This is a genomic window from Megasphaera massiliensis (assembly GCF_000455225.1).
Lineage (GTDB): Bacteria > Bacillota > Negativicutes > Veillonellales > Megasphaeraceae > Megasphaera > Megasphaera massiliensis.
On the sequence record NZ_HF954546.1, the window covers coordinates 1389 to 2027 of the forward strand.

A 639-nucleotide genomic window follows, 5' to 3' on the forward strand; every position below is an offset into this window, starting at 1 on the left:
TGGCTATGATTGCAGTCAGAAAACCGGCATCCGGCAAATAGTTGTTCAACCACGGAAAAAGACGCGCTAATCCTTCATCTGCCTGCCACAATCCGAGTTCACGCATACCAGGTGTGTCAATTATAAGAGCGCCCGAAGGAAGCTTCACGAGCTGCCTGTGTGTGGTTGTATGCCGGCCTCTCGCATCATCCTCACGAATTTCCTTAACGGCCATCAATTCATGCCCAGCCAATGCGTTGAGCAAAGATGACTTGCCTATCCCAGATGAGCCTAGAAAGACAATCGTCTTTGCGGGTTTTAAAAAATCACTAAGCCGTTCAAGACCCATTTTCGTAAAACTGCTCAAAGCGATAATGTCGATATCGCCTGCAATATTTCGCAGTAATTCCACTTTCTCCTCATAGGTTTCGCATAAATCGGCTTTGGTCAAGACAATGACAGGAAGGCCGCCACTTTGTCTAGCTAGCGTTAAATACCGGGCAATACGGTTCACATTGAAATCCTGATTGAGTGACGACATGATGAACACATAATCGAAATTAGCTGCTACAACTTGCTCTAGTACGGTTTTGACATAGCCTGCAGCGTGTCCGGAAAAATCCGTTCTGGAAAATTTTGATTGCCGAGGCATAACATTGA

The 639-nt window shown here is 45.9% G+C and carries 1 protein-coding gene; it reads right to left on the reverse strand.

Annotation, left to right across the window (positions count from 1 at the left end; genetic code table 11):
* On the reverse strand, nucleotides 1-639 hold a 639-nt coding region (gene rsgA, locus TX77_RS10565), incomplete at both ends, for a ribosome small subunit-dependent GTPase A (protein ID WP_230198121.1).